The sequence below is a fragment of the Pseudoalteromonas sp. MMG024 genome (assembly GCF_021654175.1).
Taxonomy (GTDB): Bacteria; Pseudomonadota; Gammaproteobacteria; order Enterobacterales; family Alteromonadaceae; genus Pseudoalteromonas.
Map to the genome: position 1 here is coordinate 123540 of NZ_JAKFZO010000013.1, position 8700 is coordinate 132239.

General features: G+C 41.5%; 10 protein-coding genes. 4 read left to right on the top strand and 6 right to left on the bottom strand.

The genetic code is table 11. From position 1 onward, the window contains the following. Window positions 1-2: 2 nt before the first annotated feature. The 5 genes from fliG to L1068_RS14085 all read right to left on the bottom strand — a co-directional run bounded on the left by fliG (window position 3) and on the right by L1068_RS14085 (window position 5801). Complete coding sequence (gene fliG, locus L1068_RS14065) at window positions 3-1055, bottom strand: flagellar motor switch protein FliG (protein ID WP_010560585.1); 1053 nt, start codon at window positions 1053-1055, stop codon at window positions 3-5. Continuing rightward, window positions 1048-2760, bottom strand: coding sequence for a flagellar basal-body MS-ring/collar protein FliF (gene fliF, locus L1068_RS14070; RefSeq protein ID WP_237130772.1), 1713 nt, complete (start codon window positions 2758-2760; stop codon window positions 1048-1050). Before fliF ends, fliG begins: the two co-directional genes overlap by 8 nt. Window positions 2761-2779: 19 nt before the next feature. After that, window positions 2780-3112, bottom strand: a complete 333-nt coding sequence (gene fliE, locus L1068_RS14075) for a flagellar hook-basal body complex protein FliE (RefSeq protein WP_010560587.1) — start codon at window positions 3110-3112, stop codon at window positions 2780-2782. 188 nt (window positions 3113-3300) lie between these two features. Beyond that, window positions 3301-4698, bottom strand: coding sequence for a sigma-54 dependent transcriptional regulator (locus tag L1068_RS14080; protein WP_237130773.1), 1398 nt, complete (start codon window positions 4696-4698; stop codon window positions 3301-3303). Between the two features lie 8 nt (window positions 4699-4706). Next, window positions 4707-5801 (bottom strand): ATP-binding protein, encoded by a 1095-nt coding sequence (locus L1068_RS14085; RefSeq protein WP_237130774.1) that lies wholly within the window; start codon window positions 5799-5801, stop codon window positions 4707-4709. 127 nt (window positions 5802-5928) lie between these two features. On the opposite strand from L1068_RS14085, the gene L1068_RS14090 reads away from it, so the two are divergent. From L1068_RS14090 to L1068_RS14100, 3 genes are all read left to right on the top strand, one after another. Beyond that, window positions 5929-6516, top strand: a complete 588-nt coding sequence (locus L1068_RS14090; RefSeq protein ID WP_237130775.1) for a DNA-3-methyladenine glycosylase I — start codon at window positions 5929-5931, stop codon at window positions 6514-6516. A 120-nt stretch (window positions 6517-6636) separates the two neighbouring features. After that, window positions 6637-7176, top strand: coding sequence for a cytochrome b (locus L1068_RS14095; protein WP_237130776.1), 540 nt, complete (start codon window positions 6637-6639; stop codon window positions 7174-7176). A gap of 53 nt (window positions 7177-7229) precedes the next feature. Continuing rightward, window positions 7230-7790, top strand: a complete 561-nt coding sequence (locus L1068_RS14100) for a YceI family protein (protein WP_237130777.1) — start codon at window positions 7230-7232, stop codon at window positions 7788-7790. 174 nt (window positions 7791-7964) lie between these two features. Here L1068_RS14100 and L1068_RS22170 read toward each other — a convergent pair whose 3' ends face one another. Further along, entirely contained in the window at window positions 7965-8207 is a 243-nt protein-coding gene (locus tag L1068_RS22170; protein WP_100912995.1) for a DUF6868 family protein, read from the bottom strand. Window positions 8208-8396: 189 nt separating this feature from the next. Between L1068_RS22170 and L1068_RS14105 the strand changes: the two genes are divergently transcribed. Beyond that, window positions 8397-8678, top strand: a complete 282-nt coding sequence (locus L1068_RS14105; RefSeq protein WP_054978299.1) for a YebG family protein — start codon at window positions 8397-8399, stop codon at window positions 8676-8678. Window positions 8679-8700: the final 22 nt, after the last annotated feature.

The window sequence follows — 8700 nt, forward strand, 5'->3', positions numbered from 1 at the left end:
AATTAGAGGAACTCCTCACCACCACCGCCGCCAAGCATAATTTCGCCTGAATCAGCTAAGCGTCGTGCTATGCTCAGAATTTCTTTTTGTGCCGCTTCTACTTCACTAATGCGAACTGGTCCCATTGCTTCAAGGTCATCAGCCATCATTTCAGCCGCACGTTTAGACATATTCTTAAGGATCTTGTCTTTAAGCCCTTCGTCTGTGCCCTTAATTGCTTTCATTAGTACATCTTGCTGTACTTCACGTAGAATCGCTTGAATACCGCGGTCATCAACGTCAATTAAGTTATCAAATACAAACATTAAGTCTTGAATTTGCTGCGACATTTCTTCGTCATGTTCACGAATTGAATCCATCAACTGCCCTTCAACATTAGTATCTAGGTAGTTCATAATATCTGCCGCTGCTTTTAAGCCACCCATTTTAGCAGCTTGCGCACCAGCCTGACCTGCGAATTGTTTTTCCATAATTTCATTCAATTCTTGCAGTGCGGCAGGTTGCACTTCTTCAAGATTGGCAATACGCATGGTTAAATCAAGACGCACTTTTTCAGGGAATTGATTAATAATTTCAGCAGATTGCTCTGGTTCTAAATAGGCCAAAACAATGGTTTGGATCTGCGGGTGCTCGTTACGAATAATATTCGCTACTTGTTTTGAGTCCATCCATTTCAGTGAATCAAGTCCTTTCGCACCTGAGCCCATGATAATTTGGTCAATTAGGTTCGCCGCTTTTTCTTCACCGAGCGCTGCGGTCAGCGCTTTCTTGATAAAGTCTTCAGATTGGAAACCAATAGTACTAAAGCTTTGAATTTGGTCGATAAACAACTTGTGTACCGCGGCAATTTTGTCTTGGCTTAAATCATCCAAGCCCGCCATCGCCATACCTACTTTTTGTACTTGCTTTGGTTCTAAGTGCTTTAAAATCTGTGCGGCATCTTCTTCAGATAAACTCAGTAATAAAATCGATGCTTTTTCTACACCATCAAGTTTATCTACGTCAAAGCCGCTACTTGTTGTTTGTTCTGCTACTTGCGTATCTTGATCAGTCATCTTCAGTTAACCACGCTTTAACTACTTGAGAAGAAAGTTCTGGCTCATTTGCCACTAATGCTCTTACTGCTTTTAATAAGTCTTCATCACCATGTAAGTCTGGTAATTGTAACGTACCATCTGGGCTAAAGCCGACTGCCGATTCGTCAAATTCTTGACTTAGCATATCAATGGTATCATCACCTAAGTCTACACCTGCTGATAGGCTTGCGTCATCATAATCCTCTGTCGTGTCTTCTGGATTAATCAACTTGCGTAACATTGGACGCACTACCGCAAGAATAAGCACGATAATAACCAAGGCACCTAAAGCTAGTCTGATTACTTTGAAGAACCAAGGTTGCTCCCAAATTGGTAGCTCAATCGCTTCACTGAATTCTTCTTGTACAAACGGAATTGTCACGACTTCTAACGCATCGCCACGCTGCATATCAAAGCCGATGCCACCTTGCAGTAAACGGCGGATATTCGCTAATTCTTGCTGAGTACGCGGATCACGTGTCGCTTCGCCACCTTCAGCCACACCGTTTGTGTAGTTCACCGCAACCGACACGCTGATGCGACGGATCACACCGGTTTGCTGACGCTTATGTGAAATGGTGGTATCGAGCTCATAATTACGGGTTGCTTCTTTACTGTTTCTACTTGGCAATGTGTTTTGTGCTGATTCATCGCCTGTTTGTTCTGGAATTTGCGAGTTAACTGGCGGTTGATTAGTTAATGCCCCTGGAATGCCCACTGCAAGCCCACCGATATTGGTGTCTTCACGTGTCATTTCACTGCGTACCGCAGGTAAGTCTGGGTTGAAACGCTTCTGCGTTTCTTCAATTGAACTGAAATCCATCACTAGATCGACCTGCGCAGTATAATTACCTAAACCAACAACAGGGATCATAATTGAATCGATTTTTTCTAAGTATTCTTGCTCACGTTTACGTTCAATTTCATATTCTTTACGCGAACGCGCGGTAAGTGAGTTTTGTGAGCCCGAGTTAAGTAAGCGGCCATTTTGGTCTGTTACGGTTACTCGGCTAGGCTCTAACCCTTGTACCGCAGAGGCGACCATATCTACAACCGAATCAACTTCTTCACCATCAAGTGTGCGACCACGTCTTACCGTTAATACAACCGTTGCACTTGGCTTTTTCTCTCGGCGAGCAAAGACATTTTCTTTTGGAATCGCTAACAGAACTTTAGCGCGCGCTACTTTACTAAGCTCTTCAATAGTACGTGCAAGCTGCTGTTCACGTGAGTGCTTTAAACGCTCACGCTCTAGACGCTGGCTCACGCCAAAGCCCATATCTTGCATTAAAATTTCGGTGCCTGACGAAGGCACTTGCTCAAGACCTTCTTTAGCCATCAATAACTTGATATTTTGATACGCTTCAACCGGCACTGAAACAACATTGCCATCGAGCTTGTATTCTACTTTTTGTGCGTCTAAGAATTCGAGCGTTTGGATCAGTTCATCCATTGGCATTTTGCCAAGAGGACGCATATCAGGCTCTTTCGCCCAAATCATGATGAATACGGCAATTGCGACACAAATTGTTAGTGCGATAATGAGCGTGACTTGGCGCATTACATCAACACCACTTAAGCTGCCAAGAAACCCTGATTTTTGTTCTTGATTACCACCACCTGCATCGCCGACAGCTAAGTCGTTAGCGTCAAGTGTTGATAAATCTGTTGATGTATTAGCCACAACCCTACTCCACTATTTCTTATACAGGCATGTTCATAATGTCTTTATAAGCTTCAATAAGCTTATTACGCACTTGAACGGTTGCTTCAAACGCCACCGAAGACTTTTGCGATGCGATCATTACTTCAGCCAGTGACACATTGCGGTCACCCATTTCTAACGCCGTTGCTTTCGCTTTAGAGTCTTGCTGTAAACCGTTAACCGTATCGAGCGCATCTTTTAATAGATTATTAAATTCAACCTGTGAGCTACCTTGAATAGATTCAATAGGCTGTTTCGGTTTAGAAAAGTTACTTGCTTCTACTGCAAGTGACTGCATTTCTTGATAAAGATTGTTTGGTGAAATGTTCATACTAACAAACCGTATAAATTGACTTAATACGATTAATGCAAGCTTAATGCCAAAAATAAAACATTTAAAATCAAAAGTTTACAACGGCATTTTTTTGACTTTGATAAAATTCAGACAGAAATAAAGCCTCCTGTCAGAGGCTCGATTTAAAAAGTAGGTGTATCTGTTGTGCTCAGTACAATGATTTTTTATGCAGGTAATTCAATTCCCATCTCACGCATTTTTGCTAATTTATACCGCAGTGTTCGCGGGCTCATACCAAGACGCTCAGCAACGTCTTTACGCTTGCCATCACACGCACGAAGCATATCTAGAATAATTGAATTTTCTTTATCTTTAAGCTCTTGTTTATAACCCTGAGCATCATCCACTTGGGTTGATTGCACTGTTGCGACGTCTGGTGCTACTTGCTCAGGTTCTTCACAAGTCAGCGGTATCTTTGGCGACAGACTTGTTGGTTGCATGCTTGCTACCGAGCCTAAGAAAATATCATCTGCGGTAATCATTTTATGGCTTTGCAAAATAAGTGCGCGCTGAACGACATTTTCAAGCTCACGAACATTACCAGGCCAGTTGTAACTGAGTAATTTTTCTTTAGCTTGTGCGTCAAACTGCACCGGCATGTCATTATTATGACGCTGAATTAAATGCTCAGCCAATGGGACGATATCCCCTGGACGCTCAGCAAGTGGCAGCCACTCGAGCGGAAAAACGTTAAGGCGATAATATAAATCTTCGCGAAATACGCCTTGCGCCACCGCCTCTTTTAAGTCGCGGTTAGACGTTGCAAGCACACGTACATCTAAATTAATGGTCTTACGAGAGCCAAGACGCTCCACTTCACGCTCTTGCAGTACACGCAATAATTTCGCCTGTAGGCTCAAATCCATCTCGGTAATTTCATCAAGTAGAATAGTGCCGCCTTGCGCTTGTTCAAACTTACCAGGACATGCTTGAATGGCGCCGGTAAACGCGCCTTTTTCATAGCCAAATAAAGTGGCTTCTAGCATATTTTCAGGAATCGCCGCGCAGTTAATCGCTACAAAGTTCTGCTCTGCACGCGGTGAACTATCATGAATATAACGTGCCATTACTTCTTTACCTGATCCACTTGGCCCAAGCACCATAACGGATGCATCAGATTTAGCCACTTTCTCTGCAAGTTGCATAAGCGCTTTACTGGCTGGGTCTTCAACAATTGGCCCATCTTTAATGGCTTCTTTTTCTGGTAAATAACGACTTACCATGTTTAATAACACTTCTGGTGCGAATGGTTTCGCCATGTAGTCGATGGCTCCTAAGCGCATCGCTTCAACCGCATCATCAATGGTCGCGTAAGCTGTCATCATTAACACAGGTAAATCAGGGTAGTTAAGCTTAATACTTTTAAGTAAATCGATACCTGACATAGTGCCCATTTGCACGTCACTGACCACCATTGAAATACCGCCTTCTTTAAGCTTAATAATCGCTTGTTCGGCACTGTCGGCTTCAACACAATTAATATCAGCCAATGCTAGGGTATCGACTAACGCTTCTCGTAAACCAGAATCATCTTCTACGACTAATACTTTTGCATCGTTCATAATCACTCCTAACACGCTGTTTTAGAGATAATCGGTAGGTACAAGTTAAACTCAGCCCCACCAAGCTCACTATTGCCTGCTTTTACAAACCCTTGATGGCTGTTAGCAACCGATTGAACCACGGCAAGACCTAACCCGGTACCGTGAGATTTAGTGGTGAAGAACGGCTCAAAGATCTGTTGGATAGCCGTTTCACTTAACCCCGTGCCGTTATCTTTCACCGAAATTTTGACGTGATCTGCGAATTTTTTAGACCGCGTTGCACTTAACTCAATTTTTCCACCTTGGCCACAGGCTTGCACCGCATTATGCACTAAATTGCTAATTGCACTGCTCAGTGCAACTTTATTAGCGATAATTTCAATATCAGGCTCAGGCAATTTAAGGTCGAGAATGCATTGCTGGCGCATAATCATTGCTTCTGAAGCATGCGTCACATCCGTTAGCAAAGCTTGCATAGACACAGGTGCAAGTACTTGTTGCTCACCACTTTTGGCAAATAACAGCATATCGTTTACTTGGCTTTCTAAATCTTGCAAACGCGACATCAACTTTTCATGAAAGTTGCTACGCGCCGTCGGGTTTAATTTCTCTGACGACAGGTTAGCGGCATATAGCATCGCCGCTGATAACGGGGTTCTTACTTGGTGCGCTAATGATGCAACCATTTTGCCAAGCGCACTCAAACGCTGCATGTGTGCGATACGTGACTGTAATTGGCGTGTTTGCGTAAGATCGGTCATTAAAATCAACTGGCCTGGTTCAGGTGTGAGCGGTGAAATATCCAGTTTCACTAAACGACCATCACGAAGCGTTACCTCGTGACCATCACTACCATTGGGCGCAAAAGAACGCTGAATAATGGTAAACCAACGCTCGCCTTCTAACGGCTCACCGAGTAAATCAATTGCGATTTGATTGGCCTTTGCAACCATGCCGTTACCATCAAGCACGATGACGCCCGCAGGCATGGTATCAACCAAATGACTAAGCCAACTTGCCTGTTTTCTTAATTCACTAAGTTCACCCACGTACTTTTCCTGCATCAAACACGGGTTATATACCTCTTGAAATTGTTGAGGTATGATTTGAGCTAACGCCATAGTTACACCAAATAATTTACTCTAACTAATCGGTGTAGATACACAAAACGTGCCAATGTTTATTTTCAACAAATACAGTATGTTAAGAGCAATTTTAAAACGTCAATTATTTGTCTAAGGGATTTTTATGTGTTTTAGATGCGAGTGGTTAGATACCACTAAAGCTGATTATGTAGCCTATCACGATACCCAATGGGGCGTGCCTTTGTTTGATGATACTGCACTGTTTGAATTCCTCACACTAGAATCAGCGCAAGCTGGACTGAGTTGGTACACAGTATTAAAAAAACGCGATAACTACCGCAACGCGTTCGCCAACTTTGACCCAACTGTGGTTGCCCAATTTGATGAAGCAAAAGCGCTTGCCTTAATGGAAGATAAAGGCATTATTCGCAACCGCTTAAAAATTAATGCCGCAATTAACAATGCACAGTGCTTTTTAGCAATACAAAAAGAGTTTGGTAGCTTTGCTAACTATCAATGGCAATTTGTAAACAATAAACCTATTGTCAATAACATCAACAGTAAAGCTGATTACCAAGCCACCACTGCCGAATCGCATACCTTTGCGAAAGACCTTAAAAAGCGTGGCTTCAAGTTTTTAGGGCCGACCACTGTGTATGCTCATATGCAGGCATGCGGCATGGTTAATGATCATCACAATCAATGCTTTCGCAAAGACGAAGTGATTGCACTTTACTCATCGCTTTTCTAATACCCTTTCAACTTAAACACCCCTATTGATAGTCAAAAGTGAATAATGAATTCACTTTTGAGCTATTCACATTCAAATGAAGCTCAATTAAAGTGTTTCAATCTATTTAAGGAAATGATTATGCTTCTCGATTCCAACACTAAATTCGGTACTATTAGTAAGCTACTTCACTGGCTTAGTGCACTTGTTATTTTTGCATTATTCGGGGTTGGATTTTGGATGGTTGATTTGAATTATTACAGTGAATGGTATCGCACAGCGCCTCATTGGCACAAAAGTATTGGCATTTTATTGCTGGCATTTACACTAGTGCGCATTGGTTGGAAAGTGATTACGGTATCACCTAAGCCCATCTCTACCCATTCATCTAAAACTCGCGTTGCGACAAAGCTAGGCCATTTAGCCTTGTATGGGATTTTATTGATAATTTTAACCAGTGGTTATTTGATCTCAACCGCTGATGGTCGCGCAATTGCTGTTTTTGACTGGTTCGAAGTAGCAAGTTTAGGCGAGTTAATTGCAAATCAAGAAGATATTGCAGGCAGTATTCATCAATATGCCGCTTATAGCTTAATGGCGATTGTCGGCATTCATATATTAGCGGCGTTAAAGCATCACTTTATTGATAAAGATGACACGTTACGCCGAATGATTAAGTAACCTCAGATTTGGCTAGTCAAAGCTCAGGTTGTATAAATTTAAAGGAAACAATTATGAAAAAAACACTTTTAGCAACAGCACTTACGATGGCAAGCTTAACAATGCCAGCAATCGCTGCAGATTATGTGATTGACACCAAAGGCGCTCACGCATCAATTAATTTTAAAGTGAAGCACTTAGGCTACAGTTGGTTAACAGGCCGTTTTAATACCTTCTCAGGTGAGTTCAGCTACGATGAGAAAAAACCTGAAGCAAGTAAAATTTCAGTTAGTATTGATACCACCAGCGTTGACTCAAACCATGCAGAGCGCGACAAGCATTTACGCGATAGCGACTTTTTAGATGTTAAAAAATTCTCTACAGCAACATTTAACAGCACAAAAGTAAAAGATTTAGGTGATGGTAAACTTGCTATTACCGGTCTTTTAACGCTACAAGGTATTGAGAAAGAAATTACTATCGATGTAGAGAAAATCGGTGAAGGTAAAGATCCTTGGGGCGGTTACCGCGCTGGTTTTGCAGGTACGACAGCGATTCAAATGAAAGACTTCGGCTATAAAATGGATTTTGGCCAAATCGATTTCGACCTTCACATTGAAGGCATCAAAAAGTAATAAATGCTACTTTGGGTCTGAACCTTTATGTTCGGGCCCGATTCAAACTCATTCGATTTTTGCAATAGGTGCAACAGTGGGTAGCTTAATATCAAACGATACGTTACGTTTTCACTATGCTAGCTACTATTTAAATCTATCAGTCACAAAGTTACTCACATATAAATGAATAAATCACATAATTAACTTAAGACTTAGGTAAGGAACGAGATTAAAGAAAACAATTAAGATCTTATAAAAAGCAAAATATTGAATATAAACTACATTCAATGCTTTATGCTCTACGTTAAATAGCTGGCTATGAATACTGACAATAGTGCTGCGGAAAAGTAAAAAAATCACCATGCTAACACTAACAATTAAACAATTGGCAATGGTAGCCCATCCGAGAAAAGTTGTTATCTGATCAATTGACATTAGACCCCCTTAATACTTTGCATGGTGTAAGATTAATGTACTTGCGGTAGCGGTGCAATGCTATCAAGCATTTAGTCTCTAAAATTGCTTACCACAGCGGGGTTCTGTAAGGTGTGATTATAATTACACTTTATTTTTTTTTAGTTACTGCTATAGTACTGTATAAAACAACAGTTAAGAAGGTGCAATATGGCCGTTGAGGTATGTTACAAAGTAGTTAGAGATGGAGTCGAACGCATGACATTTACATCAAAAAAAGAGGCAGACGCATATGACAAAATGCTGGATATTGCGGAAGCACTTGAAACCATGCTTGGTGAAGTTGATGTGCCGTTAAGCGAGCAACAAAATGAAGCGCTGGCCCTCGAAATGGCAAAACGTAAAGACCAATTTATTGCAGCTTTAAAAGGGGGAAAACCAACCCCGCCTAACAATAAAGCAAAAGTAACTGATATTAAGAAAGTAAGTTAAATAAAAAAGCCACCGTGAAGGT